Genomic DNA, 24,430 nt, shown 5'->3' with positions numbered 1-24,430 from the left:
TACTCGCGGAAGCCCGACCGGGTGACCACCCGGACGATCCCCTCGGCGACCGGCCTGGCCAGCTCGGGGCGGTGCTCGCTGAGCCCCTGCCAGATCAGCCAGCTCAGGTTGACCCAGCTCGGCCCGCGCCAGTAGCGCACCGGGTCGAACTCGGGCGAGGCCGGCGAGAAGCTGGGCAGCACGCCGTCCTTGAGCGCGAACCGGTCGAGGGCGGTCGAGATCAGCCTCTCCACCACGTCGCCCGGCAGGCCGGGCAGCAGGAGCGGGGTGAGGCCGGCGGCGCTGCCGGAGCGGATCATCCGGCCGGAGACCAGGTCGCGGGGCTGGAAGAGGACGCCGTCCCACAGGTGCGTGACCATGGCGGCGGTGACGGCGGCGGCCTCGCGCCGGTGCGGCTCGGGGTCGAGGCCGAGCTCGGCGGCGATGAGCGCGAGCACGTGCTCGGCCTGGCCGTAGGCGGCGTTGAACAGCGGGTCCTCGACCTGGAACGCTCCGGGCGCGCGGTAGCCGGAGTCGCGGTAGGCGGCGGCGAGGGCGACGTAACGGTCGTAGTCGCGGTCGGTCGGTCGCTCGTCGGCGTCGACCGTGTTGAGGTCGCGCCGGACGTATCCGCTGGGGCGGTCGTGCACGGCCTGCAGCGGCTGGTCCCAGGCCGGGCTGTTGTCCATGCCCGACTCCCACGGGTGCACGATCGAGATCAGGCCCTCGGGGGAGCGCCGGGCCGCGCGCAGGAACTCCTGCTGGGCCACGAGCCTGGGATAGACGCGGCGCAGGAACGCCGGGTCGGGCTCGGCCAGGTGGGTCTTCCACGCGGCCAGGGCGTGCACCGGCGGCTGGACGATGCCGGACGTCGCGGTGCCGGACGGCGCGCGCACCTGCCAGAAGGCGGGGCCGGGGAAGTAGGCGCCCTCGGGCACCCGGGGGTTGAACACGATGTGCGGCACCCGGCCGTCACGCCACTGCGCGCCGAGGAGGCTGAGCAGCTCGGCGCGTCCGCGCCGCGGCGACCAGCGGGAATGGCCGATGGCGATGAAGGCGGAGTCCCAGCTCCACTGGTGGGGGTAGAGGCGGCGGGAGGGGACCGTGTGGTTGCCGTCCCAGTTCGACACCAGGACGCGCACGGCCTCGCGCGGGATCACAGGAACTTCCGGACGAACGCCGCGGTCTGCGGGAGCACGACCTCGGGCTCGCCGCGCAGGCGGCATTCGAGCGCGAGGTAGCCGTCGTAGCCGTAGGCGTCGAGGGTGGCGAGCTGGGCGCCCCAGTCGAGGTGGCCGGTGCCGGGCTGGTTCCGGTTGGACTCGCTGATCTGCATGTGGGCGAGATAGGGGGCGGCCTCGGCCAGCGCGCGGCAGGGGTCGTCCTCCTCGATGTTCATGTGGTAGGTGTCGCCGACGACCCTGATGGAGTCCATCGCGCAGTACGAGACCGCGTCGGCGAGGGTGTTGACCATGTGGTTCTCGTACCGGTTGAGCGGTTCGAGCATGATCAGGACGCCGTTGCGCTGCGCGTGCTCGCCGAGGACGCCGAGCGCCTCGGCCAGCACCTCGCGGTCCTCCTCGGCGCTGCGCGGCGGCTCGAACGGCGGCAGCCGGAGCGAGAACTGGCCCCAGGAGGCGGGGGTCATGACGCCGATGCCGCCCAGCTCGCCGATGACGGTCAGCTGCGAGCGGAGCTGCTGGATCGCGTCCTTGCGCTTGGCGGGGTCGAAGTCGCCGATGAAGTGCGGCATGTCCACGCAGACGGTCGGCATGACGACGCCGTCGGCCAGCGCCCGCTTGAGCTCGGTGAGGCGGCCGGCGAAGTGGAAGTCGCCCTTGCCGCGCAGCTCGATCGCGTCGAAGCCGGCCTCGACGGCGAAGGCGAACTTCTCCTGCAGCGAGCGGCCGGGCACGAGCTGCTCCTGGACGGCGAGCTTCACGGTCACTCCTCGAATCGGAAGACGAGCTGGAGCACCTCGGACTGGTGCTTGTCGAGCAGGTCGAACGCCTCGGCCGCCCGCTCGACGGGGACGACGTGGGTGATCAGCTCGGCGACCTCGACCTCGCCGCGGTGCACGAGCTCCATGAAGGTGCGCTGGAGACGTTCGACGTCCCAGCGGTGGCTGAGCCAGGAGGCGACGCCGCCGATCTGGGAGGAGACGAGCTGGACCTGGTTGTGGTGGAACTCCTCGCCGAGCCGCAGCCCGACGCCGTCGCCCTGGTAGAACCCGGCGGCCACGACCCGGCCGCCCTTGCGTACGGTCCTGATGGCCTCGTGCAGGCCGAGGTGGGTGCCGCTGAGCTCGATGACGGTGTCGGCGCCCTCGACGCGCTTGCGGGTGAACTCGGCGACGGAGCCGGCGCGCACGTCGAAGGTCTCGGCCGCGCCGTACCGCCTGGCCAGCTCCAGCCGGTCGGGGATGGCGTCGGCGGCGACCACGCGGGCGCCGCTGAGCACGGCGAGGCGGGTGGCGAGCAGGCCGATGACGCCCTGGCCGAAGATCGCGACCTGGTCGCCGAGGTGGATGTCGGCGGCGTGGACGGCGTTGAGCGCGATGGCGCCGACGCGGGCGAAGACGCCGCCGAGCGGGTCGGCGCCGGGCGGCAGCACGTGCCCGAGCAGCGTGCCGGCCGGCAGGACGGCCTCGGCCCGGTGGCCCCAGATGCCCCAGACGAGGCTGCCGACGGGCGGGTCCGCGACGTCGGGAGCGGCCTCCACCACCTCGCCGACCTCCTGGTAGCCCCAGCCGCTCAGCGGGTAGGCGTGCGTGCGGCCCTCGACGAAGAGGCGGCGCTCGGTGTCCCACTTGCGGTTGAGATAGGGGTTGGTTCCGCGGTAGGCGGTGAGCTCGGTGCCGGCCGAGACGCCTGAGTAGATCGTCCTGACCCGGACGGAGCCGGGGACGATGTCGGCGGGAGTTTCCTGGCCGACGCGGACGCGGCCGGGCTCCTCGAACGTGATGACGCGCATTGCCCACACTTACGCTTGATGATCAAACAGAAGTCGAAGATTTATTGGTCTTTTGCACACGATAGTTGCGCCTCTAACCGGCGTAAGTCTACGGCTTCCGCGCGACGCGGCCGATGCAATTGGGGTTTCTCACCGCGTGTCTTGTGGAAAGCGACCTTACCGGTCCCCGCCTGGCCTGGCGGACGTTGCGGCAAGTGATCCCGGGGTAAGGGCGGCATATCCCCAACCGGAGGAGCGTGCAATGCCGAAGAAGGTTACCGCCGTCCTCTCCGTCGCCCTGCTGGCGACCGCCACGCTGACGGCCTGCGGCGGCGGCGAGGAGCAGGGCGCGGCCCCCAAGATCACGGTGTGGACCGAGGAGAACCTTGAGGACCGCATGGCGGTCCAGAGACAGATCATCGCCGAGTTCACCAAGAAGACCGGCATCCAGGTGGAGCTGGTGGGCGTCGCCGAGGACCAGTTCAGCCAGACCGTCACCGCGGCGGCCGCCGCGGACGACCTGCCCGACGTCATCGGGGCGCTGCCCCTCGCCTCGGTACGCGAGCTGGAGGCCAACGACCTGCTCGACACCGAGACCCCCGGCAGGATCGTGGACCGGCTCGGCCGGGACACCTTCTCCCCTCGGGCGCTGGAGCTCGACACGGCGGACGGCAAGCTGCTGGCCGTGCCGAGCGACGGATGGGCGCAGTTGATCCTTTACCGCAAGGACCTGTTCGAGAAGGCCGGGCTGCGGCCACCGGACACCTACGAGGCACTGGAGGCCGCCGCGCGGAAGCTGAACACCGGCGGGACGGCGGGCATCACGCTGGCGATCGCGCCGAAGGACTCGTTCACGGCGCAGAGTTTCGAGCACGTGGCGCTGGCCAACGGCTGCCAACTGGTCGACAATTCCGGAAATGTAGTTCTTAATTCGCCGCAATGCGTCAAGGCATTCGAGTTCTATGCGAACCTGGCCAAGAACTACTCGGTCAAGGGCAAGCAGGACGTCGACACCACAAGAGCCACTTACTTCTCAGGAAAGGCGGCCATGATGATCTGGTCGTCGTTCATCCTGGACGAGCTGGCCGGGCTCAGGAAGGACGCGCTGCCGAGCTGCCCCGAGTGCCGGAAGGACCCGGAGTGGCTCGCGAAGAACACCGGGATCGTCACCGCCCTCAAGGGCCCCGGCGGCGGCTCCCCCGCCCAGTACGGCGAGATCGTCTCGTGGGCCGTCACCCGCGACGCCGCCAAGGAGCCGGCGAGCGCGTTCGTGACGTACCTGATGGACGAGGGCTACGCGCGCTGGCTCGGCATGGCCCCCGAGGGCAAGTTCCCCACCAGGACGACCTTCGCCGAGCAGTGGGACAAGCTGCCCGCCGGCGTCGACACCAAGAAGCCGCTGTCGGAGATCTACCCGGCCGACGTGCTCACCACCCTGCGCGAGAGCCCCGACACCTTCGCCCGCTGGGGCATCCCGCAGGGCCAGGGCAAGCTGGTCGGCGCCACGATGGGCGAGCTGCCGGTGCCGAAGGCGCTGAGCGCGCTCGTCGACGGCTCGCTCACCCCGCAGGCCGCCGCCGACCAGGCCAAGGCCGACGTCGAGTCCATCAAGCGCGGGATCAGGGAGTGAGCCGGACTCCTGCCCGCACCCTGCGGCAGCAGGAGGGCCGGGCCGGACTGTCGCTGATCTCGCCGACGCTCGTCATCACGCTGGCCGTGGTGGTGGTGCCGCTGCTGTGGGCGATCATGCTGGCGTTCCAGGACGCCCGCCTGATCAACATCAGGCGGACCGGCGTCTTCGGCCACTACACGCTGGAGAACTTCGGCTACGTCGTCTCCGAGCCCGGCTTCTGGTCGTCGCTGGTCAACACGCTCGTCTACACGGTGGCGGGCACGGGGCTGTCCATCGTGATCGGGCTGGTGGCGGCGCTGGCGCTGCGCGACAGGTTCCGGGGCCGGACGCTGGTGCGGGCCTCGGTCCTCATCCCGTACGTCGCGCCGGTCGTGGCCGTCGCGTTCCTGTGGGAGACGATGCTCAACCCGCAGTACGGCATCGTCAACACCTGGCTGCGGGAGCCGATCGCCTTCCTCACCCAGGCCAAGGGCGAGTTCCTGGGCGTGCAGGTGCCGGTGGCGCTGCTCACGGTGATCGCGTTCGAGGCGTGGCGGTACTTCCCGTTCGCGTTCCTGTTCATCCTGGCCCGCCTCCAGGCCCTGCCGGGGGAGCTGGACGAGGCCGCGGTGGTGGACGGCGCCACGCCCACCCAGCGCTTCCGGTACGTGATCATGCCGCAGCTCTGGCGTACGGTCGCGCTGCTGTCGGTGCTGCGCTTCGTGTTCACCTTCACCAAGTTCGACGACGTCTACCTGCTGACCGGCGGCGGGGCCGGCACCGAGGTGGTCAGCGTCCGGGTCTACAACTTCCTGACCTCGCGCGACGACATCGGGGCCGCGGCCGCGCAGGCCCTCGTCCTCGCCGTGTTCCTGGTCGTCTTCCTGGCCATCTACCTGCGGTTCTTCGCGGGAGGCGAACGTGAGCAGAGATAGGTTCGAGCGCGGGCTGCTGCGCGTGCTGAGGCCGGTGGTGATCCTGGCGCTCTTCCTGGCCACCGCCTTCCCGTTCCTCTACATGGTGACGCTGTCGGTCCGTGACATCCAGGAGCTCATCCTGGACCCCGGCTCGCTCTGGCCGGAGCGGTTCACCCTCGACACGTACGTGGACGTCCTGACCCGGCAGGGCTTCCTGACGTTCATGCGCAACAGCGCGATCGTCGCCGTCGCGTCCGTGGCGGTCACGCTGCTGATCTCGATCCCGGGCGCGTACGCGGTGGCGCGGCTGCGCTTCTTCGGCCGGCGGCAGGTGCACTTCCTGTTCCTCGCGGTGTACCTGTTCCCGGCGATCGTGCTGGCCATCCCGCTGTTCGTGCTCTTCACCATGCTCGGGCTGCGCGGGTCCCTGGCCGGCTTGATCCTCGTCTATATCGCGCAAACGGTGCCCGTCACGGTATACATGCTCCGCAACTATTTCGAGACCGTGCCGCGGAGCGTGGAGGAGGCGGCCGCGATCGACGGATGCACGAGACTGTCGACCATCTGGCGCGTGGTGCTGCCGCTGTCGAAGCCCGCGCTGATGGCCACCGGGCTCTACGTCTTCATGATCGCCTGGAACGAGTTCCTGTTCGCCCTGCTCTTCCTGGTGGACAAGCGCGAGAGCTGGACGGTCTCCCTCGGGCTGTCCCAGCTCGCGGGCAGCATCGAGATCCCGACGACGGTGCTGATGGCGGGGTCGGTGGTCCTCACGCTGCCGATCGTGATCGTGTTCTTCGCCAGTGAACGCCTGCTGACCGAAGGGCTGACGGCTGGAGCAGAGAAGGGATAGCGCGCATGCTGACGGCAGGGCAGATCCTCCAGGTCATCAGGAACGGCACCTGCCGGACGCGCAAGGAACTCATCGAGCACACCGGCCTGTCCCGCTCGACGATCACCGACCGGGTCGACCGGCTCATCGACGCCGGCTACATCCACGAGTCCGGCGTCGGGGCGTCCGGGGGCGGGCGCCCGCCCTCGGTCCTCGACGTGGACGCCGGGCGGCGCCTGATGCTCGTCGCCGACCTCGGCGCGGAGCACGCGCGGGTGGCGCTCACCGACCTCGCGGCCCGCCCGCTCTCCGAGGAGAGCGCCGGGCTGCGCATCGACCTCGGCCCCGAGGCGGTGCTGTCGTGGGTGCGCGAGTGCTTCCAGCGGTTACTGGACCGGGCCGGACGGCCGAGGAGCGACGTGTGCGGCATCGGGCTCGACCTGCCCGGCTCCGTCGACCACGTCAACGGGCGGGTGATCCGCTCCTTCCTCATGCCCGGCTGGGACGACTTCCCGGTGGGCGAGGCCGTCGGCGCGGGCTACGACGTGCCCATCCTGGTCGAGAACGACGCCAACGCGATGGCGCTGGGCGAGTGGTGGACGTCCTGGCGGGAGAGCGACGCGCTGATCCTCGTCAAGGTCTCGACCGGCATCGGCACCGGCATCGTGCTCGACGGCCAGATCTACCGGGGCGTCGAGGAGGCCGCGGGCAACATCGGGCACGTACGCATCCGGGAGGGCGACGACCGCGTGTGCACGTGCGGCTCGCGCGGCTGCGTGGCCTCGCTGGCGAGCGGGCGGGCCCTCGCCGGCGACCTCGGCCAGGAGTCCAGCCTGGACGTGGTCCGGCTGGTGCAGGCGGGCGACCCCACGGCGATCGCCCGCACCCAGGAGGCCGGGCGCACGCTCGGCGTGGTGCTGGCCACGGCGGTCAGCCTGCTCAACCCGGCCGTGCTGGTGCTGGCAGGGGACATGGCCGAGACGCGGGAGCACTATCTGACCGGGATCCGCGAGGTCGTCTACCGGCGGAGCCTGCCGTACACGACCAGGAACCTGGAGATCGTCACCTCGTCGCTGGGCGGCCGGGCGGGGATCGCAGGGATGGCGGTGATCGTGATGGAGCACGTGCTCTCCCCCGCCGCCGTGGACGCCGCCCTGCGGCCCAAGCCGGCCGGTTAGCGGGCGCCCAGGGCGCGCGGGAGCGTGCGGGCCGCCTCGGTCAGCGACGGGCCGTACCACGTGAGCAGCCGCCCGCTGACCAGGGCGCAGTCGAGGCCGGGAAAGCACTCGGGGCCGTCGCCGGCCGCGAAGGCGTAGGGCTCGTCGGGCAGGACCACGAGACCGGGCCGCCGCGCCACCAGCTCGGCGAGCGGGACCTTGGGATAGCGCTCGGCGTGACCGGCGTAGAGGTTGTCCACGCCGAGGCGGCGGAGCACGTCGCCGGCGAAGGTGTCGCGGCCCACGACCATCCAGGGCCGCCGCCAGATCGGGACGACCGCCGTGCGCCTGCGGGCCGGGGCGGGCCGCCGCCAGGCCGCCTGCGCCGCGTCCAGCCAGGCCGGGCGGGCGGTGCGGCAGGCGTGCAGGAACATCCGCTCCAGCGAGGCGAACGCCTGCTCCAGCGTCTCGATCCTGGTGACCCACACCGCGAGCCCGGCCGCGCGCAGGGCCTCCAGGTCGGCCGGGCGGTTCTCCTCGGCGTTGGCCAGCACCACGTCCGGCCTGAGCCGGACGATCGCCTCCAGGTCGGGGTTCTTCGTGCCGCGCACCCTCGCCACGTCGAGATCGGCGGGGTGGGAGCACCAGTCGGTCGCGCCCACCAGGGCCCCCGGCACGGTCGCCGCCACGGCCTCGGTCAGCGACGGCACCAGGGACACGATCCGCCGCACGGTCTCCGGCACCGCCACCGGGACGCCGATGTCATCCATAAGGCTCCCTTTCTGTCAGCGGATCTCCGTAGAATCGGGACAGATGATGATCAACTCTTGATCGGGGGTACGGCGGTTGGACCAGAAGTCCCTCGGCTTCGATCCGCACACGCCCAACGTAGCCCGGCTCTACGACTACTACCTCGGGGGCAAGGACCACTTCCCGGCCGACCGCGAGGCGGCCGAGCTCGTGCTGCGGGCGGCTCCCGGGATGCGGGCCGCGGCGCGGGCCAACCGCGCCTTCCTGGGCCGGGCGGTGCGCCACCTCGCCGAGGCCGGGATCCGGCAGTTCCTCGATCTCGGCACGGGGCTGCCGGCGCAGGAGAGCGTGGACCAGGTGGCCGCCAAGGTGGCCCCCGACTCGCGGGTCGTCTACGTCGACCTCGATCCGGTCGTGCTCGTGCACGCGCGGGCCCTGCTGTGCGGCCGGCCAGGCACGGTCGTGGCGCAGGGCGACCTGCGCAAGCCCCGTGACGTCATCGGCCATCCCGAGGTGCTCGGGGCGATCGACTTCAGCAGGCCGGTGGGCGTGCTGCTGGTGGCGGTCATGCACTTCGTGGCCGACGCCGACCGGCCGCGGGAGATCCTCGCGACCCTGCGCGAGGCGATGGCCCCCGGCAGCTACCTCGTGCTGTCCCACGCGGCCCTCGACGCCTTCCGGGCGCGGGCCGACGCCGCCGAGCGCGTCACCGAGGTCTACGAACGCTCCAACGCGCCGCTCACGCTGCGCGGACGGGAGCGGATCCTGGAGTTGTTCGACGGGTTCGCTCTGGAGGACCCCGGCCTGGTGTGGCTGCCGGAGTGGCATCCCGAGCCGGCCGACACCGTCGACTTCGTCGCGGCTCCCGACGCCTCGCTCACCCTGTGCGGCGTCGCCAGGAAGATCTAGGACGCCGCACCGGGTGAGCATGCCCGCCTACTTCAGCGCGGCGAGCGCGCCGTCGTAGTCGGGCTCCTGCGTGATCTCCGGCACGAGCTCGGAGTAGACCACCTTGTTGTCGCCGTCGAGCACGACGACCGCGCGGGCGGCCAGGCCGGCGAGCGGCCCCGACTCCTGCGCGACGCCGTAGTCCAGCAGGAACTCGCGGCCCCGCATGAGCGACAGCATGGTCACGCCGTCCACCCCCTCGGCGCCGCAGAACCGCTTCTGCGCGAACGGCAGGTCGGCCGAGACGCACAGCACCTTCACGTCCGGGTGCTCGGCGGCCACCTCGTTGAAGCGGCGCACCGAGGCCGCGCAGACGCCGGTGTCGACGCTCGGGAAGATGTTGAGCACCTTGGTCGACGAGCCGAGGTCCGCCAGCGACACCTCGGCGAGGTCGCCGCCGACCAGCCGGAAGTCGGGCGCGCTGTCGCCCGGCTTCGGGAAGGTGCCGCCCACGGTGATCGGATTGCCCTTGAAGGTGACGTCGGTCATGAAAGCCTCCTGGATGCCGGTGTTTCCCCGATCGCCGATCCTACGACGGGTCACACGTTGCGCCTGTACTGGCCACCCGCCTCGAACAGGGCCTCGGTGATCTGCCCCAGCGAGCAGTGCCTGGCCGCCTCCATGAGCACCGCGAAGGCGTTCTCGTCCGACATCGCGGCCTCGCGCAGCCGGGCGAGCTGCCGGGGGGCCTCCTCCCGGTGGCGTTCGTGGAAGGCGCGCAGCCGGTCGAGCTGCGACTGCTTCTCCTCCTCGGTGCCGCGGGCCAGCTCCAGCGTGTGCGGCGCCGGCTCGTCGCCGTCGTCCTTCGTGAACGTGTTGACGCCGACGATCGGCAGCGAGCCGTCGTGCTTGCGCATCTCGTACAGCATGGACTCGTCCTGGATGCGGCCGCGCTGGTAGCCGGTCTCCATCGCGCCGAGCACGCCGCCGCGGTCCGACAGGCGCTCGAACTCGGCCAGCACCGCCTCCTCCACCAGGTCCGTCAGCTCCTCGACGATGAACGAGCCCTGCAGCGGGTTCTCGTTGCGCGCGAGGCCCCATTCGCGGTTGATGATGAGCTGGATCGCCATCGCGCGGCGGACCGAGTCGGCCGACGGGGTGGTGACGGCCTCGTCGAAGGCGTTGGTGTGCAGGCTGTTGCAGTTGTCGTAGACCGCGATGAGCGCCTGGAGGGTGGTGCGGATGTCGTTGAAGTTCATCTCCTGGGCGTGCAGCGACCGGCCCGAGGTCTGGATGTGGTACTTGAGCTTCTGCGAGCGCTCGCCGGCGCCGTAGCGCTCGCGCATGGCGATCGCCCAGACGCGGCGGGCCACCCGGCCGAGCACGCTGTACTCGGGGTCCATGCCGTTGGAGAAGAAGAACGACAGGTTCGGCGCGAAGTCGTCCACCTTCATGCCCCTGGCCAGGTACGCCTCCACGTAGGTGAAGCCGTTGGCGAGGGTGAAGGCGAGCTGGCTGATCGGGTTCGCCCCGGCCTCGGCGATGTGGTAGCCGGAGATCGAGACCGAGTAGAAGTTGCGCACGCCGTTGCGGATGAACCACTCCTGGATGTCGGCCATCATCCGCAGGCTGAACTCGGTGGAGAAGATGCAGGTGTTCTGGCCCTGGTCCTCCTTGAGGATGTCGGCCTGCACCGTGCCGCGCACGGTGGCGAACGTGCGCGCCGCGAGCTCGCGGTCCTCGCGCTCGTCGGGGTCGCGGCCGTGCTCCGCCCGGAAGCGCGCCCTGACCTGGTCGAGGGCGGTGTTGAGGTAGAAGGCGAGGATCGTCGGGGCTGGCCCGTTGATGGTCATCGAGACGGACGTGCTGGGGGACGTCAGGTCGAAGCCGTCGTAGAGCGCCTTCATGTCGTCGAGCGTGGCGATCGACACGCCCGAGGTGCCGACCTTGCCGTAGATGTCCGGGCGCGGGTCGGGGTCGTGGCCGTAGAGGGTGACCGAGTCGAACGCGGTGGACAGGCGGGTCGCGGGCTGGCCGGCCGACAGCAGCTTGAAGCGCCGGTTCGTGCGGAACGGGTCGCCCTCGCCGGCGAACATCCGGGTCGGGTCCTCGTCGTCGCGCTTGAACGGGAACACCCCGGCGGTGAACGGGAACGCCCCCGGCAGGTTCTCCGCGCGCAGGAAGCGCAGCAGGTCGCCGTGGTCGCTGTAGCGGGGCAGGGCCACGCGCGGGACGCGGTTGCCCGACAGGGTCTCGCGCCACAGCGGGGTGTGGATCTCCCGGTCGCGGACCTTGACCACCAGCTCGTCGGCCCGGTAGCGCTCGACCGTCGCGGGCCAGGCGGCGAGCAGGGCGCGGCTCTCCTCGGTCAGGTCGCGCTCGGCGCGGTCCTGGAGGTCTCGCAGCCGTTCGCCGTCGCCCTCCCCTGCCAGCAGGTCGCGGACGGCGGCGAGCTGCTGACGGCGGCGGGCCGCCTCGGCCTGGGCCAGCGTCTCGGCGTGGTAGGCGCGCACGGTCTCGGCGATCTCGGCCAGGTAGCGGGCGCGGGCCGGCGGCACGATCGCGGCCGACGCCTGCGAGGTGCGGCCGGCGACCTTCGGCAGCAGCCCGGGGCCGGGCTCCGGCAGCAGCAGGCCCCTGAGGTGGTGGTAGAGGGCCGTGACGCCGGCGTCGTTGTAGCGGGAGGCGATGGTGCCGAAGACCGGCATGTCGTCGGGGCGGGCGGAGAACGCCTCGCGGTTGCGTACGAGCTGGCGGCGGACGTCGCGCAGGGCGTCCTCGGCGCCGCGGCGCTCGTACTTGTTGATCACCACGGCCTCGGCGAAGTCGAGCATGTCGATCTTCTCGAGCTGGGAGGCCGCGCCGAACTCGGGCGTCATCACGTAGATGGGCACGTCCACGTGCGGGACGATGCCGGCGTCGCCCTGGCCGATGCCCGGCGTCTCGACGATCACCAGGTCGTACCCGGCGGCGCGGCAGGCGGCGATCACGTCGTCGAGGCAGGCGGGGACCTCGTTGGGCGCGCCACGGGTGGCGAGGGAGCGGAAGTAGACCTGGGGGCCCAGGCTGTTCATCCTGATGCGGTCGCCGAGCAGCGCGCCGCCGCCGCGCCGGCGGGTGGGGTCGATGGCGACGATCGCGATGCGCAGCTTGTCGTCGTTGTCCACGCGGAAGCGGCGGACCAGCTCGTCGGTCAGCGAGGACTTGCCGGAGCCGCCCGTACCGGTGATGCCGAGCACGGGCGCGCGCCGCTCGCCGGCGGCGCGCCTGAGCGCGTCCGTCAGCGGCTCGGGGGCGCGGCCCGACTCGACCAGGGTGATCGCGCGGGCCAGCGCCGCCTGGTCGCCGGAGAGCACGGCCTCGGGCGCGGGCGGGTCGCCCAGCTCGTGGTCGCAGTCCTCGACCAGCTTGTTGATCATGCCGGGCAGGCCGTAGCGCTGGCCGTCCTCCGGCGAGAAGATGCGGGTGACGCCGCGGGAGTGCAGCAGCTCGATCTCCTCGGGGACGATCACGCCCCCGCCGCCGCCGAACACCTTGACGTGCCCGGCGCCGCGCTCGCGCAGCAGCTCCACCAGGTAGGTGAAGAACTCGACGTGCCCGCCCTGGTACGAGCTGATCGCCACGCCCTGGGCGTCCTCCTGGATGGCGGCGGTGACGATCTCGTCGACCGAACGGTTGTGCCCGAGGTGGATCACCTCGGCGCCTTGCGACTGCAGGATGCGCCGCATGATGTTGATCGCCGCGTCATGGCCGTCGAACAGGGCCGCGGCGGTCACGAAACGCACGGGGTTCACCGGGACGTGCACGCCTGATCACTCCTTTGTGAGGGGCTCTCCTCCCCAAGATACTAGGACGTCCTACTATTTCCCAGGAAACCTCTGGGTAGGGGACCCGGCGAGGGGGTGAGGCCGATGCGCGCACTCACGTTCGCGCCAGGGAAGAAGGGCACGCTGGAGGTCGGGGAGTGGCCCGACCCCGAACCCGGCCCCGGCGAGCTGCTGGTCGAAGGGCTCGCGCTCGGCATCTGCGGCACCGACAGGGAGCTGGCGGCGGCCGAGTACGGCTGGCCGCCGCCCGGCCGGGAACGCATGGTCATCGGGCACGAGTCGTTCGGGCGGGTCCTGGAGGCGCCGGACGGCTCGCCGTTCTCGGCGGGCGACCTCGTCGTCGGCGTGGTACGCCGCCCCGACCCGGTGCCGTGCGGCGCCTGCGCGCACGGCGAGTTCGACATGTGCCGCAACGGCCAGTACACCGAGCGCGGCATCAAGGAGCTCGACGGCTACGCCAGCGAGCGCTGGACCGTCGAGGCCGAGTACGCGGTGCGCCTGGACCCGTCGCTGGAGCGCGTCGGCGTGCTGACCGAGCCCGCGTCCGTGGTGGCCAAGGCGTGGGACCAGATCTGGCGGATCGGCTCGCGGGCCTACTTCGAGCCGGCCACGCTGCTGGTGACCGGCGCAGGGCCGATCGGGCTGCTGGCCGCCATGCTGGGGCGGCAGCACGGCCTGGAGCTGCACGTCGTGGACCGCTCGCCCAAGGGGTTCAAGTCCGAGCTGGTGGAGGAGCTCGGCGGGACCTACCACTCCGAGTCCTCGCTCGCGCCGCTGGCCGGGCTCCAGCCCGACATCATCATCGAGTGCACCGGGGCGGGCCAGCTCGTCATCGACGTGATGACGGCCACGGCGGCCACCGGGATCGTCTGCCTGTGCGGGCTCTCGGCCGGCGGGCGTACGCACCGGGTGGACGCCGGGGTGATCAACCGGGACATCGTGCTGGAGAACGACGTGGTCTTCGGCACCGTCAACGCCAACCAGCACCACTTCGCGGGCGCGGCCGACGCGCTGGCCAAGGCGGACCCTGAATGGCTGGAGCGGCTGATCACCCGGCGGCTGCCGCTGGAACAGGCCGCGCAGGCGTTGGAGCCGGCCCAGGGGGACGTGAAGGTGGTGGTCGAGCTCAACGCCTCCTGAACGGGGGGGAGCGGGCCTCAGCGAGGACCGTACGGTTTGCGGCGGGACGGGACCGAGTGGCGGGTCGCGGCCGGGCCGGAGCCCGTCCGGGCCTTCTCCCGCGGCCCCGGCCCCCCGCCGACGCGGACCGTCTCGCGCTCTCCGGGGCGGGCCGTCTCCCGCTCCCCGCCGCCTACGGTCTCGCGCTCTCCGGGGCGGGACGGCTCGCGCTGCCGCCTGGGGACGGGTGGGGCGCCGACCCGGGTGAGCCTGTCGCGGAAGGTGTCGGGGATGGGCGCGGGCCGCCGGGCCTCGGCCTCCTCGCTCCCCTCGGGCCCGTCCGGCTCGTTCCAGGGCCACGCCACCGGCCACGGCCAGGCGAGGCGGCGGTGGATGCCGCGCCGGCGGGTGAAACGTAAGGACAGCACGACGGTCACCAGCACCATCGCGGCCAGCAGCGCGGGCGGCGTGCCGAGGAAGTCCAGCGGTGAGCTCCCGCCGGTGGCGGACTGCGGGGGCCGGACGAACGGCTGCTCGGTGCTGCGGATCTCGCCGAGGCGGTCGGCGTTGTCCTTGACCAGGCGCGGGACGCCGTAGCCGACGACCTTGTCGGTCTCGCGGACCTTGCGTTTCAGCCAGACGCCGTCCACGTTGGCCTCGATGGTGTGGATCTTCTTGCCCTTGACGCGCTCGACGACCCCGACGTGGTCGACGCCCTTGTAGGACTTGCCGCCGCGCCAGTCGAAGAAGACCAGGGCTCCCGGCTCGGGTCGCTGGGTCCAGGCGCCCTGCTTCATGAACCAGGCGGCGTGGGAGGGGGTCCAGGCGAACTCACCGACGTAGGGGGTGAGGCCCGATCTGTCCGCCGCCCAGGCGAGGAACATGTCACACCAGGGCGCGTTGCGGAACTGGGTGTCCTGGACGCGATCCGCGTACCACTGGCCGAACTTGGTGAACTGGCCGCTCTTCTCCTTGTAGCCGAGTTCCTGCCGTACCGTTTCCAGCAGCCTCTGGGCGATCGGGTCCAGGGTGACTCCTCCGGGGGCAAACCGACAAGACCACGATGGACTGTAATCGCGTCATCGGGAAATTGCGCGGGTCACCCGGAAAGTGTCTTGCTATGAGATGAAATATCGGCTAAGTGACTGGTGTGACTGCTGAGCCTCGACCGGCCTCACGCGCCCGCGCCGACGCGGTAGACCGCGACGTCGCCCGCTCCCGGCGCGACCACGTCGGCCACGATCACGGTCACGTTGTCCGGCGAGCCGCCCTCGTTGGCCAGGTCGATGAGCCGCTGCACGGCCACGACGGGATCGGCGACGGTGGTCAGCACCTCGTGCAGCATCTCCGGGCCGAGCACGGCGGTCAGCCCGTCGGAGCACAGGAGGTAGCGGTCGTCCGGCTCGGCCTCGCGCAGCGCCATGTCGGGCTCGGCCCGCCCTTCGCTGCCGAGCACCCGCAGCACCATGGAACGGCGGGGGTGCACCGCCGCCTGGTCCTCCGTTATCCGTCCTTCGTCCACCATCGACTGCACAAGTGTGTGATCCTTGGTCATCTGGTAAAGAGCACCATCGCGCAGCAGGTACCCGCGGGAGTCACCGAGATGAGCCAGGGCGAAACGGTAGCCGTCGAACAGCATGGCGGTCACCGTGGTGCCCATCCCCCGGCGCGCGGGGTCGATGTCGGCCAGCTCGACCAGCCGGCGGCCCGCCTCGGCTATCGCCGCCTCCAGCGCGGCCTCCAGGTCGGCGCCCGTCTCGGGAAGCGTGGCATCCATCTCGCGCATGACCGCGATCGCGGCCGAGCTGGCCAGCTCGCCCGCCGCGTGACCGCCCATCCCGTCGGCCACCACGAGCAACCGGCCGCTCGCGTAGCCGGAATCCTCGTTCTGCTCCCTGCGACGGCCCACGTCTGATCCGGCGGCATAGCGGATGTTGTGCTTCATACACCGCAGTAAATCATTGGTTGAAAGACTTCACAAGCAGATGCGCTGAAGACTCTTGTGAACTACTGTGGGCTTCATGAGCCACGACCCGACCGTCAACGCCGGGGACATCGCCCGGCTCGCCGGTGTCGGGCGTGCCGCGGTCAGCAACTGGCGCCGCCGCCACGACGATTTTCCCCAACCGGTGGGCGGCACGGCCAATCAGCCGCTGTTCTCGCTGCCCCAGATCGAGTCCTGGCTGCGCCGCTATGGGAAGTCCTACCAGGTCTCGCTGGGAGATCGGGTGTGGCAACGCCTGAAAGCCGCGGGCGATTTGCGGCTGGGCGAGCTGGTGGCCCAGGCGGGCATCCTGCTCACCGACCGGCACGACGGGCGGCAGGACGGGCGGCAGGACGGGCTGCTGGACAGTGAGCTCGCCGGGCTCGTCGCCGAGCTGGCCGAGCGGCACGAGCCGCTCACCGCGTACGAGTTCCTGTGTGAGCGCTACCTGGAGGCCCACTCCAGGCAGCTCTCCATCACCCGCGACGACGTGGCCGAACTCATGGTCCGCCTGGTCCGCGCCGAGGGCGGCACGCTGCTCGACCCGGCCTGCGGCGTGGGAACGCTCCTGCTGGCGCTCGACCGCAGCCCCCGGCCCGGGGGCGAGGCCCCGCGCCGCCCGGCCAAGGTCCTCGGCCAGGAGCTGAGCGAGACCTCGGCGGCCATCGCGGCGGCCCGGCTGCGGCTGCGCGGCCTCGACGCCGAGATCGTCGCCGGTGACGCCATGCGCGCCGACGCCTTCTCCGGCCTGCGGGCCGACGCCGTCGTGTGCGACCCGCCGTTCAACGAGCGGGCCTGGGGCTACGAGGAGCTGACCGGCGACCCGCGCTGGGAGTACGGCCTGCCGCCGCGCGGCGAGCCCGAGCTCGCCTGGGTCCAGCACTGCCTCACGCACGTCAAGCCCGGCGGCTCGGTCGCCATCCTCATGCCGCCGGCCGCCGCCAGCCGCAAGGCGGGCCGCCGCATCCGGGCCAACCTGCTGCGCGCGGGCGCCCTGCGGGCCGTCGTGGCGCTGCCCGGCGCCGACCTGTGGCTGCTGCGCCGGCCCAAGCCGGGCGAGCGGCCCCCGTCCGAGGTGCTGATCCTCGACGCCGTCGGCGACCTGGAGCTCGTCGAGCCGGCCTGGCGGGCCTACCTGGAGGACCGTTCCGACAAGACCGTACGCATCATCGACCTGCTGGCCGACGAGGTCGACATGACGCCGGCCCGCCACCAGCGCCGCGACGACGTGGGCCGGGCCTTCGCCGAGGTCCGCGACCGGTTCCTGGCGGCCAGCGCCGCGCCGCCCGACCTGAAGGTGCTGGAGCAGCCGCTCGACCAGCCCGCCATCACGCTCGGCGACCTGATCAAGGAGGGCCTGGTCACCATGGTCCAGGCGCCGGCGAAGATGGTCGCCGACGGCGGCGACGTTCCCGTTCTCACCGCCGACGACGTGCTCACCGGCGGCCCGCCCACCGGCTCGGCGGTCATGCAGCAGGGCCTGGTCGCGCTGCGGCCCGGCGACGTGGTCGCGTCCTACTCCAGCGTGCGCGTGATCGCCGACGGCGGCGCGGTGCTGGGCCCGCACCTGACCCTCTACCGGGTGGACGGCCGGCGGCTCGACCCCGACTTCCTGGCCGGCTACCTGCGGGCCGCGGGCGGGCGGGCGAGCACCGGCTCCAGCCGGTTCGACGTGCGCCGCACCCGGCTGCCCCGGCTGCCGCTGAAGGAGCAGAAGGCGTACGGCGACGCGTTCCGTCAGCTCGCCGTGCTGGAGGACGCCATCCGCGAGACCTCCACCCTCGGGCACACCCTCATCAGGCTGGGCCTCGACGGCCTCGCCGACGGCCGCCTGCACCCCACTGACGGCCTCACTCCGTGAGACGCCTTCGTAGGGGCTCCCTCGCCCTGATGACGGTGTAGTTTTTCTCGCAAAGGTGGGAGGGAGGGGCTATGGTCATCGGCGACCGTTATGTGCTCGACGACCTCCCTCTCGGCACGGGCGGCATGGGGGCGGTCTACGCGGGGCACGACCGGCACCTCGACCGCCGGGTCGCGGTCAAGCTGCTGCGCCTGCCGAGCGGCCCCGATCACGAGCTGGAGCGGCGCTTCATCCGCGAGGCCCGCATCCTGGCCAGGCTGGAGCATCCCGGCGCGCCCGTCCTGTACGACTTCGGCACCCACGAGCAGCGGCTCTTCCAGGTGATGCAGTTCATCGAGGGCGTCACCGTGGCCGACGTGGTGAGCGAGCACGGCCCGCTGCCGGTGCCGTGGGCGGCGGCCATCGCGGCGCAGGCGTGCGCGGTGCTGTCGGCGGCCCACGCCCTCGCGATCTGCCACCGCGACCTCAAGCCGACCAACCTCATGCTCTGCCCCGACGGCAGTGTGAAGGTGCTCGACTTCGGCCTCGCGCTGCTGCGGGACGCCGACGTCACCACGTTCACCAGGATCGGGCAGATCCTGGGCACCCCGGCGTACATGGCGCCCGAGCAGATCCAGCACGGGGTGGCCGAGCCGCGCAGCGACCTCTACTCGCTCGGGTGCGTGCTGCACGAGATGCTGACCGGCCGCCAGCTCTTCACCGGGCCGACCGACTACGTGGTCTTCGAGAAGCAGGTCAAGGAGCAGCCGCCGGCCGTGCCCGGCCTCCCGCCCGGCCTGGCGGCGCTGCTGGCGCAACTGCTGGAGAAGCAGCCGGAGAACCGGCCCGCGGACGCGCACGAGCTGTACGAGCGGCTCGACCCGTTCGCGGTGGGCCTCCCCCAGTTGCCGGGTTTCCTGGCGCCCGCGCCGAGCCCCGGCGGCATGTACGCCCGCATGGCGGGCCGCGTCCTCGGCGGCTGACCCCCAGCCTACCGCGCGGGCCGCAGTCGAGGGAACGCTCTCTCGGATAATCCGATCGTTACCCAACACCCGTTGACAGAGCCCTGTGAGCCGCACGACTCTGGCGAGAGAGCGCTCTCTCACCTGTCCCCCACGCTCAACCCAGGAGGGTTCCATGACCCCTCGGATCCGTCTTGCCGTCCCCCTGCTCGCCGCGGCCCTGCTCAGCGCCGCGTGCGGCGGCGGAGGCGGAGGGAACGCCGCGCCGGCGAGCGCCCAGCCGGGCGAGAAGATCAAGCTCACCATCGGCCTCTTCGGCGACTTCGGCTTCAAGCCCCTCTACGAGGAGTACAAGAAGACCCACCCGAACATCGAGATCGTCGAGAACGTCACCCAGTTCAACGACCACCACAACAACCTGGTCAAGCGGCTGGCCACAAACGCCGGCGCGGGGGACGTCGAGGCGGTCGAGGTCGGCTACATCAGCACCTTCACGGCCCAGCCGAACAAGTTCACCGACCTCAAGCAGTTCGGCCTCGACAAGCGCCAGTCCGACTACCTGGACTGGAAGTGGCAGCAGGGGCTCAGCAAGGACGGCGGCCAGCTCCTCGGGCTCGGCACCGACGTCGGCGGCCTGGCCATGTGCTACCGCAAGGACCTGTTCAAGAAGGCCGGCCTGCCCACCGACCGCGCCGAGGTCGCGGCCCTGTGGCCCACGTGGGAGCAGTACATCGAGACCGGCAAGAAGTTCGCCGCCGCGGACGTGGCGGGCGCGAAGTTCACCGACTCCCCCGGCGAGATCTTCCGCGCGATGGTCAACCAGGCCCCGATCGGCCTGTACGACGCCCAGGACACCATCATCGTCGGGTCCAACCCCGACGTGAAGAAGGCCTGGGACCTGTCCAACCAGCTCACCCAGGAGGGCCTGACCGCCAAGCTCGCGGCCTTCTCCCCGCCGTGGAACACCGGCTTCGCCAAGGGCTCGTTCGCCACGATCATCTGCCCGGCCTGGATGACCGGCTTCATCCAGGAGCAGGCCAAGGACGCGACCGGCAAGTGGGACATCGCCACCGTCCCCGGCGGCTCGGGCAACAGCGGCGGCTCGCACCTCATGGTGCCCAAGCAGAGCAAGCACCCGAAGGAGGCCGCCGAGCTGATCGACTTCCTGACGTCCAAGGACAACCAGGCCAAGGTGTTCAAGGAGGAGGGCACCTTCCCGTCGATCCCGGCCCTCTACGACGACCCGTCGATCCAGAACTTCACCAAGCCGTTCTTCGGCGACGCCCCCATCGGCAAGATCTACTCCGAAGCCGCCAAGGCCCTCAAGCCGCAGCACCTCGGCCCGAAGGAGGCCGACGTCAGAGTCGCGATCGGCAACGGCCTCGGCCGCGTCGAGCAGGGCAAGCAGACGCCGGACGAGGCGTGGGCCCAGGTCCTCGAGGACGTCAAGAAGATCCGATGAGCACCTACCCCCTCGCGGCGACGCGGCGGCGTAGGCGCAGCGTGCGGCACACCCTCGACCTGAGGGTGTCGCCGTACGCCTACGTCGCGCCCTTCTTCCTGCTGTTCTGCGCCTTCGGCCTGTTCCCGCTGGTCTACACGGCCTGGGTCAGCCTGCACGAGTGGACGCTGCTGTCGGACACCCAGGAGTTCGTCGGCCTCGGCAACTACTCGACGCTGCTGGCCGACGGCTACTTCTGGAACGCCACCCTCAACACGCTGTCCATCGGCGTGCTGTCCACCGTCCCCCAGCTCCTGCTCGCCATCTGGCTGGCGCACCTGCTGAACCGGCGGCTGCGCTTCCAGACGCTGTTCCGGATCTCGCTGCTGCTGCCGAACGTCACCAGCGTGGTCGCGGTCGTGGTGATCTTCAGCCAGCTCTTCGGCCGCGACTTCGGCATGATCAACTGGGTCCTGTCGTGGTTCGGGGCCGGCGCCGTCGACTGGGCGGCCGGCACCGCCACCTCGCACATCGCGCTGTCCGTCATGATCATGTGGCGCTGGACCGGCTACAACGCGCTGATCTTCCTGGCCGCCATGCAGGCCGTGCCGCGCGAGCTGTACGAGGCCGCCACGCTCGACGGGGCGAGCAACTTCCGGCAGCTCCGCAGCGTCACGCTGCCGATGATCCGGCCGACGATCATCTTCGTCGTCATCGTCTCCACGATCGGCGCCATGCAGATCATCGCCGAGCCGCTCCTGTTCGGGCAGAGCACCGGCAGCGGAGGCGGCACCTTCGCCACCGGCGGCCCCGACCGCCAGTTCCAGACCCTGGCGCTGTACGTCTACGAGCAGGCGTTCGCCGGCTCGACGTTCGACTTCGGCTACGCCTCGGCCGCGTCCTGGCTGATGTTCCTGGCCGTGGTGATCGTCTCCGGCGTCAACTTCCTCATCACCCGCAGGGCGAAGGGAGGGATCGTATGAGGCTGCGCTACCTGACCCTGACGGCCGTGGCGTTCTTCTCGGCGTTCCCGCTGTACTACAGCGTCGTCGTGGCCTCGCGGCACAACTCGGCGCTCGCGCAGGTGCCGCCGCCGCTGATCCCCGGCGGGAACTTCCTCGCCAACGTCTCCCGGGTCTTCGACACCGTGCCGTTCGGGCTGGCGCTGGTCAACTCCCTGATCGTGGCGGGGTCGATCTCGATCGCGGTGATGTTCTTCTCCACGCTCGCCGGGTTCGCCTTCGCCAAGCTGAAGTTCCGCGGCCGCAACGCGATGCTGGTCATCACGGTGGCCACCATGATGGTCCCGGCGCAGCTCGGCATCATCCCGCTCTACATGCTCATGGTGAAGCTGGAGTGGACCGGCACCAACTACGCGCTGATCGTGCCCGCGCTGGTCAACGCCTTCGGCGTGTTCTTCATGACCCAGTACCTGTCGCGGGCGCTGCCCACCGAGCTGCTGGAGGCCGGGCGGGTGGACGGCTGCACCACGTGGGGGCTGTTCTGGCACGTCGTGCTGCCCGCGGCCCGGCCGGCGGCGGCCGTGCTCGGCATGCTCACCTTCATGTCGGCCTGGAACGACTACTTCTGGCCGCTGGTCGTGCTCAACCCGGACAACCCGACGGTCCAGGTGGCGCTGTCCTCCCTGGCCAGCGGCTACGTCAACGACTACGTGCTCGGCCTGGCCGGGACGGCGGTCGGCACGCTGCCGCTGGTGGCCGTCTTCGTGCTGTTCGGCAAGCAAATCATCGGCGGAATCATGCAAGGAGCTGTTAAGGGATGATCTTTCCCGAGGACTTCGTCTGGGGCGCCGCCACGGCCTCGTACCAGATCGAGGGGGCGGTCAAGGAGGACGGGCGGGGCCAGTCGATCTGGGACACCTTCTCCCACACCCCCGGGAAGGTGGCCGGCGGCGACACCGGCGACGTGGCCTGCGACCACTACCACCGCTACCGGGACGACGTCGCCCTGATGCGGGAGCTGCGGCTCGCGGCGTACCGGTTCTCGATCGCCTGGCCGCGCGTCCAGCCGGACGGCTCGGGCCCGGTCAACCCGCGCGGGATCGCCTTCTACGACCGGCTCGTGGACGAGCTGCTGGCCGCCGGCATCACGCCCTACGTCACCCTCTACCACTGGGACCTCCCGCAGAGCCTGGAGGAGCGCGGCGGCTGGACCGACCGCGACACCGCGCACCGCTTCGCCGACTACGCCGAGGCCGTCCACGCCCGGCTCGGCGACCGCGTCGTCAACTGGGCGACGCTGAACGAGCCCTGGGTGTCGGCCTACCTCGGCTACGGCAACGGCGTGCACGCGCCGGGCCGCCGCGACGCCGCGAGCGCCCTGCGCTCAGCCCACCACCTGCTGCTCGGCCACGGGCTGGCCGCCCGGCGGCTGCGGCCGGGCAGCGTGATGCTGGTCGTCAACTCCGCGCCCGTGCTCACCCCGGCTCAGGTGAACGATCCGGCGGCGGTGCCGGGCGAGGCCGACGCGGCGGCCGTCCACCGCATCCACGCGCTGCTCACCCGGCAGTTCCTGGACCCGGCCGTGCACGGGACGTACCCGCCGGAGGTGCTGGCGGCGGCCGAGCGCAACGGCGGCACCGGCCACATCCACGACGGCGACCTCGACACCATCAGGGCGCCGATCGACCTGATCGGCGTCAACTACTACAACCCGTGCGTCGTCGAGGCCGGCCCCGGCGTGCCCGCCGACGCCGCCTGGCCGGGGTCGGAGGACGTGCGGTTCGCCGCCGCCGACGCCCCCACCACCGCGATGGGGTGGCCGATCGTGCCGGACGGCCTGTCCCGCCTGCTGGTCCGGCTCTCGCAGGACTATCCGCAGGTCGGCCTCATGGTCACGGAGAACGGCGCGGCCTTCGACGACGTCGTGGAGGACGGCCGGGTGCACGACGACGACCGGGTCGCGTACCTGGACGGGCACCTGCGCGAGGTGTGGCGGGCCATCGAGGCGGGCGCGGACCTGCGCGGCTACCTGGTGTGGTCGCTGCTGGACAACTTCGAGTGGGCCGAGGGCTACCGGCGGCGGTTCGGGATCGTGCACGTGGACTACGCGACGCAGAACCGCACCCCCAAGGACAGCGCTCTGTGGTACAGCGACGTCATCGCCAGAAACGGCCTGTAGATTTTTTACGTGCTCTCCCTTCTGGTGCAGTCATGAGACGCCCGACCCTGGAGGCGGTCGCCGCCCGGGCGGGCGTCTCGCGGGCCACCGCCTCCCGCGTCGTCAACGGACAGACGACAGTGGCGCCCCACATCCGCGACGCCGTGCTGCTGGCGATCGACGAGCTGGGCTACGTCCCCAACTCGGCCGCGCGCAGCCTGGTCACCCAGCGCACCGACTCGATCGCGCTGGTCATCAGCGAGCCCGGCACCAGGGTCTTCTCCGAGGACCCGCTGTTCTCGACGGTGATCAGATCGGCGTCGATGGAGCTGGAGTCGGCCAACAAACAGGTCGTGCTCATGCTGGCGTCCAACGCCAAGAGCCACGCCAGGGTGGAGCGTTACATCTCCGGCGGGCACGTGGACGGCGTCATGCTCATCTCCATGCACGGCGCCGACCCGCTGCCGTCCGCGCTGTCGCGGCTGCGCGTGCCCGTGGTGTCGTACGGGCGGCCGGCCGTGCCGGTGGACATCCCGTTCGTCGACAACGACAACGTGGGCGGCGCGGAGGCGGGCGTGCGGCACCTGGTCGAGATCGGCCGCCGCCGCATCGCGACCATCGCCGGGCCGCAGGACATGATCGCCGGCCAGGACCGCCTGACCGGCTACCGCAACGTCCTGCGCGACTCCGACCGCCGCTCGATCGTCGCGGTCGGCGACTTCACCCGCGAGTCCGGGGCGATCGCGATGCGCCAGCTCCTCGGCGACGACCCGGCCCTGGACGCCGTCTTCGTCGCCAACGACCTGATGGCGGTGGGCGCGCTCCAGTCGCTCCGCCAGGCCGGCCGCCGGGTGCCCGACGACGTCGCCGTGGTCGGCTTCGACGACATCGAGGCGGCCAAGTACACCGAGCCCCCGCTGACCACGCTGCGCCACCCGGTGACGGACCAGGCGACGGCGATGGTCCATCTGCTGCTCGGCCTCTTCGAGGGCGGCCCGGCCGACCCGGTCATCCTGCCCACCGAGCTGGTGATCCGCGAGTCCGCGTGACCTG

Annotated in this window: 20 protein-coding genes and 1 pseudogene; 13 read left to right on the top strand and 8 right to left on the bottom strand. The window is 71.2% G+C overall.

The window, feature by feature from the left end; translation table 11 throughout:
- Positions 1 to 8: 8 nt before the first annotated feature.
- The 3 genes and pseudogenes from Nocox_RS42860 to Nocox_RS07705 all read right to left on the bottom strand — a co-directional run.
- Positions 9 to 1,205: pseudogene (locus Nocox_RS42860) on the bottom strand (MGH1-like glycoside hydrolase domain-containing protein); the annotation flags it as partial.
- Positions 1,136 to 1,921, bottom strand: a complete 786-nt coding sequence (locus Nocox_RS07710; RefSeq protein WP_020546754.1) for a sugar phosphate isomerase/epimerase family protein — start codon at positions 1,919 to 1,921, stop codon at positions 1,136 to 1,138. The pseudogene Nocox_RS42860 and the gene Nocox_RS07710, both read right to left, overlap by 70 nt.
- 2 nt (positions 1,922 to 1,923) lie before the next feature.
- On the bottom strand, positions 1,924 to 2,952 hold the full coding sequence (locus Nocox_RS07705) for a zinc-dependent alcohol dehydrogenase (RefSeq protein WP_020546755.1): 1,029 nt from the start codon (positions 2,950 to 2,952) through the stop codon (positions 1,924 to 1,926).
- 241 nt (positions 2,953 to 3,193) lie between these two features.
- Here Nocox_RS07705 and Nocox_RS07700 point away from each other — a divergent pair, with 241 nt between their 5' ends.
- From Nocox_RS07700 to Nocox_RS07685, 4 genes are read left to right on the top strand one after another with little or no spacing between them, the layout of a single operon-like run.
- Complete coding sequence (locus tag Nocox_RS07700) at positions 3,194 to 4,561, top strand: ABC transporter substrate-binding protein (protein ID WP_020546756.1); 1,368 nt, start codon at positions 3,194 to 3,196, stop codon at positions 4,559 to 4,561.
- The gene (locus tag Nocox_RS07695; protein ID WP_020546757.1) at positions 4,558 to 5,478 is read left to right on the top strand and encodes a carbohydrate ABC transporter permease; all 921 of its coding nucleotides are present in this window, start codon (positions 4,558 to 4,560) and stop codon (positions 5,476 to 5,478) included. The genes Nocox_RS07700 and Nocox_RS07695 overlap by 4 nt, the downstream gene beginning before the upstream one ends.
- Entirely contained in the window at positions 5,465 to 6,310 is an 846-nt protein-coding gene (locus Nocox_RS07690; RefSeq protein WP_026215080.1) for a carbohydrate ABC transporter permease, read from the top strand. The genes Nocox_RS07695 and Nocox_RS07690 overlap by 14 nt, the downstream gene beginning before the upstream one ends.
- A 5-nt stretch (positions 6,311 to 6,315) precedes the next feature.
- A complete protein-coding gene (locus tag Nocox_RS07685; protein WP_020546759.1) occupies positions 6,316 to 7,467 on the top strand; it encodes an ROK family transcriptional regulator in 1,152 nt (383 codons plus the stop codon).
- Here the strand turns inward: Nocox_RS07685 and Nocox_RS07680 are convergent.
- Positions 7,464 to 8,216, bottom strand: a complete 753-nt coding sequence (locus Nocox_RS07680) for a helical backbone metal receptor (protein ID WP_020546760.1) — start codon at positions 8,214 to 8,216, stop codon at positions 7,464 to 7,466. The genes Nocox_RS07685 and Nocox_RS07680 overlap by 4 nt on opposite strands.
- A 76-nt stretch (positions 8,217 to 8,292) precedes the next feature.
- Between Nocox_RS07680 and Nocox_RS07675 the strand changes: the two genes are divergently transcribed.
- A complete protein-coding gene (locus Nocox_RS07675; protein WP_020546761.1) occupies positions 8,293 to 9,105 on the top strand; it encodes an SAM-dependent methyltransferase in 813 nt (270 codons plus the stop codon).
- 27 nt (positions 9,106 to 9,132) lie between these two features.
- On the opposite strand, the gene tpx is transcribed toward Nocox_RS07675, so the two are convergent.
- Complete coding sequence (tpx, locus tag Nocox_RS07670; protein WP_020546762.1) at positions 9,133 to 9,633, bottom strand: thiol peroxidase; 501 nt, start codon at positions 9,631 to 9,633, stop codon at positions 9,133 to 9,135.
- 50 nt (positions 9,634 to 9,683) lie between these two features.
- Positions 9,684 to 12,890: a fused isobutyryl-CoA mutase/GTPase IcmF gene (gene icmF, locus Nocox_RS07665; protein ID WP_020546763.1), complete on the bottom strand. Its 3,207-nt coding sequence runs from the start codon at positions 12,888 to 12,890 to the stop codon at positions 9,684 to 9,686.
- Positions 12,891 to 12,995: 105 nt separating this feature from the next.
- Here icmF and Nocox_RS07660 point away from each other — a divergent pair, with 105 nt between their 5' ends.
- On the top strand, positions 12,996 to 14,051 hold the full coding sequence (locus Nocox_RS07660; RefSeq protein WP_020546764.1) for a glucose 1-dehydrogenase: 1,056 nt from the start codon (positions 12,996 to 12,998) through the stop codon (positions 14,049 to 14,051).
- Between the two features lie 17 nt (positions 14,052 to 14,068).
- On the opposite strand, the gene Nocox_RS07655 is transcribed toward Nocox_RS07660, so the two are convergent.
- Positions 14,069 to 14,914 (bottom strand): CHAP domain-containing protein, encoded by an 846-nt coding sequence (locus tag Nocox_RS07655; protein ID WP_020546765.1) that lies wholly within the window; start codon positions 14,912 to 14,914, stop codon positions 14,069 to 14,071.
- Positions 14,915 to 15,204: 290 nt separating this feature from the next.
- Positions 15,205 to 15,975, bottom strand: coding sequence for a PP2C family protein-serine/threonine phosphatase (locus tag Nocox_RS07650; RefSeq protein WP_020546766.1), 771 nt, complete (start codon positions 15,973 to 15,975; stop codon positions 15,205 to 15,207).
- A gap of 76 nt (positions 15,976 to 16,051) precedes the next feature.
- Between Nocox_RS07650 and Nocox_RS07645 the strand changes: the two genes are divergently transcribed.
- From Nocox_RS07645 to Nocox_RS07615, 7 genes are all read left to right on the top strand, one after another.
- Positions 16,052 to 17,875, top strand: a complete 1,824-nt coding sequence (locus Nocox_RS07645) for an N-6 DNA methylase (RefSeq protein WP_026215082.1) — start codon at positions 16,052 to 16,054, stop codon at positions 17,873 to 17,875.
- A 71-nt stretch (positions 17,876 to 17,946) separates the two neighbouring features.
- A complete protein-coding gene (locus Nocox_RS07640; protein WP_020546768.1) occupies positions 17,947 to 18,837 on the top strand; it encodes a serine/threonine-protein kinase in 891 nt (296 codons plus the stop codon).
- A 154-nt stretch (positions 18,838 to 18,991) separates the two neighbouring features.
- Positions 18,992 to 20,278, top strand: coding sequence for an ABC transporter substrate-binding protein (locus Nocox_RS07635; protein WP_020546769.1), 1,287 nt, complete (start codon positions 18,992 to 18,994; stop codon positions 20,276 to 20,278).
- Positions 20,275 to 21,240 carry a carbohydrate ABC transporter permease gene (locus Nocox_RS07630; RefSeq protein ID WP_020546770.1) on the top strand — a complete coding sequence of 322 codons (966 nt, stop codon included), beginning with the start codon at positions 20,275 to 20,277 and terminating at the stop codon, positions 21,238 to 21,240. Before Nocox_RS07635 ends, Nocox_RS07630 begins: the two co-directional genes overlap by 4 nt.
- A complete protein-coding gene (locus Nocox_RS07625; protein WP_020546771.1) occupies positions 21,237 to 22,040 on the top strand; it encodes a carbohydrate ABC transporter permease in 804 nt (267 codons plus the stop codon). The genes Nocox_RS07630 and Nocox_RS07625 overlap by 4 nt, the downstream gene beginning before the upstream one ends.
- Complete coding sequence (locus Nocox_RS07620) at positions 22,037 to 23,398, top strand: GH1 family beta-glucosidase (RefSeq protein WP_020546772.1); 1,362 nt, start codon at positions 22,037 to 22,039, stop codon at positions 23,396 to 23,398. Before Nocox_RS07625 ends, Nocox_RS07620 begins: the two co-directional genes overlap by 4 nt.
- Positions 23,399 to 23,430: 32 nt before the next feature.
- Positions 23,431 to 24,426: a LacI family DNA-binding transcriptional regulator gene (locus Nocox_RS07615; RefSeq protein WP_020546773.1), complete on the top strand. Its 996-nt coding sequence runs from the start codon at positions 23,431 to 23,433 to the stop codon at positions 24,424 to 24,426.
- Positions 24,427 to 24,430: the final 4 nt, after the last annotated feature.

Origin of the sequence: Nonomuraea coxensis DSM 45129, assembly GCF_019397265.1 — a bacterium.
In the GTDB taxonomy this organism is placed as follows: Bacteria; Actinomycetota; Actinomycetes; order Streptosporangiales; family Streptosporangiaceae; genus Nonomuraea; species Nonomuraea coxensis.
Note: the sequence above shows the minus strand (reverse complement) of the source record. Positions and strands in the feature narration are given on the sequence as shown.

Bases quoted from the DNA above. Each gene is read 5' to 3' on its own strand.
- Nocox_RS07620 (WP_020546772.1), top strand. From the start codon at position 22,037: ATGATCTTTCCCGAGGACTTCGTCTGGGGCGCCGCCACGGCCTCGTAC.
- Nocox_RS07625 (WP_020546771.1), top strand. From the start codon at position 21,237: ATGAGGCTGCGCTACCTGACCCTGACGGCCGTGGCGTTCTTCTCGGCG.
- Nocox_RS07655 (WP_020546765.1), bottom strand. From the start codon at position 14,914: ATGTTCCTCGCCTGGGCGGCGGACAGATCGGGCCTCACCCCCTACGTC.
- Nocox_RS07700 (WP_020546756.1), top strand. From the start codon at position 3,194: ATGCCGAAGAAGGTTACCGCCGTCCTCTCCGTCGCCCTGCTGGCGACC.
- Nocox_RS07635 (WP_020546769.1), top strand. From the start codon at position 18,992: ATGACCCCTCGGATCCGTCTTGCCGTCCCCCTGCTCGCCGCGGCCCTG.
- tpx (WP_020546762.1), bottom strand. From the start codon at position 9,633: ATGACCGACGTCACCTTCAAGGGCAATCCGATCACCGTGGGCGGCACC.
- Nocox_RS07685 (WP_020546759.1), top strand. From the start codon at position 6,316: ATGCTGACGGCAGGGCAGATCCTCCAGGTCATCAGGAACGGCACCTGC.
- Nocox_RS07645 (WP_026215082.1), top strand. From the start codon at position 16,052: ATGAGCCACGACCCGACCGTCAACGCCGGGGACATCGCCCGGCTCGCC.
- Nocox_RS07705 (WP_020546755.1), bottom strand. From the start codon at position 2,952: ATGCGCGTCATCACGTTCGAGGAGCCCGGCCGCGTCCGCGTCGGCCAG.
- Nocox_RS07680 (WP_020546760.1), bottom strand. From the start codon at position 8,216: ATGGATGACATCGGCGTCCCGGTGGCGGTGCCGGAGACCGTGCGGCGG.
- Nocox_RS07615 (WP_020546773.1), top strand. From the start codon at position 23,431: ATGAGACGCCCGACCCTGGAGGCGGTCGCCGCCCGGGCGGGCGTCTCG.
- Nocox_RS07650 (WP_020546766.1), bottom strand. From the start codon at position 15,975: ATGAAGCACAACATCCGCTATGCCGCCGGATCAGACGTGGGCCGTCGC.
- Nocox_RS07640 (WP_020546768.1), top strand. From the start codon at position 17,947: ATGGTCATCGGCGACCGTTATGTGCTCGACGACCTCCCTCTCGGCACG.
- Nocox_RS07660 (WP_020546764.1), top strand. From the start codon at position 12,996: ATGCGCGCACTCACGTTCGCGCCAGGGAAGAAGGGCACGCTGGAGGTC.
- Nocox_RS07630 (WP_020546770.1), top strand. From the start codon at position 20,275: ATGAGCACCTACCCCCTCGCGGCGACGCGGCGGCGTAGGCGCAGCGTG.